This window comes from Vibrio sp. M260118 (genome assembly GCF_036533755.1).
Taxonomy (GTDB): Bacteria; Pseudomonadota; Gammaproteobacteria; order Enterobacterales; family Vibrionaceae; genus Vibrio.
Window position 1 is genome coordinate 1 of the sequence record NZ_JATABG010000610.1, and the last position, 1,163, is coordinate 1,163.

General features: G+C 43.3%; 1 protein-coding gene and 1 pseudogene. Both read left to right on the forward strand.

The window, feature by feature from the left end; translation table 11 throughout:
• On the forward strand, positions 1–825 hold an 825-nt coding region (gene yejK / locus QTO00_RS20000), incomplete at its 5' end, for a nucleoid-associated protein YejK (RefSeq protein ID WP_331426307.1).
• 111 nt (positions 826–936) lie between these two features.
• Positions 937–1,163: pseudogene (locus QTO00_RS20005) on the forward strand (Hpt domain-containing protein); the annotation flags it as partial.

Genomic DNA, 1,163 nt, shown 5'->3' on the forward strand with positions numbered 1-1,163 from the left:
TCTGACAGCGAATTTAACAACTGGTTGCAAGACTTACGTCAAGGAAACAAAAACTTTTACGATTTTTCACAGTTGAGTGCAAATCGCCTGAAAGATGAACTATCCAAGTACCCGTTTGCGGATGAAGGTATTTTAGTTATCGCTGAGTACCAGTCGTTAGCCACTGACTACCTTTTTGTTGCGATTATTCCTTCAAATCAAAGCCTTAAGGTAACAGAAGGCCTTGAGATTAGCGCGACAGATTATCTTGATTTGAGTAAGATGGATATTGCTGCCCGTATTGATCTCACTAGTTTTGAAACCGATAAAGAATCAAATCGCTACCTAGCTTACATTAAAGGTCGAGTCGGGCGTAAAGTCGCCGACTTTTTCCTCGATTTCCTACAAGCTGAAGTGGGTCTAGATACTAAAGTTCAAAACCAAGTGCTAATGCAAGCAGTAGAAGATTTTTGTGCTGACTCTCAACTCGAAAAAGAAGAAGCGCTGAGCTACAAGAAACAAGTGGCTGATTACTGCAGTGAGCAGATCAAATCTGGTGATGAAGTGCAAGTTCGCGAACTTTCAGGTGAACTGCCAGCTTCTCAAGATGGCACTAGTTTCCTTGATTACACGCAAGAGCAAGGTTATGAACTCGAAGAGAGTTTCCCAGGTGATCGCGCTATGGTGCGTAAATTGACCAAATACGTTGGCGCTGGCGGCGGCTTGAATGTGAGCTTCGATAGTCTGCTGCTAGGTGAACGCATCTTTTACGATCCAGAGACAGACACACTTACCATCAAAGGCACTCCGCCAAATCTACGCGACCAATTAACGCGCAATAAGTAAATCGACCTTTGTTAGAACAGGACTGACCGCACCATTTTTGCAGTTAGTCCTCCACTTCTGCTCGATGTTGTATATTCTTGTATTATTAGGAATTTATTGACAGGCGAGAGCATGGAAGGCAAAACACTCAAATTGGGGTGGATGCTGTTAGCAATCTGGATATTAAGTATCGCAGCCATTGCTAATAGTTATCGAGCAACGGATGCGATCAAAGAGCAGGTATACGAATTGGGAAGCAGCATTCAAGAGCTGCGCAACACCTTTTACTTTGATTCTCCGTTTATTGTTCACATGGCTGATTCTCAGTCGCTTAATCTCCAGCTTATCTATGCTCTTCG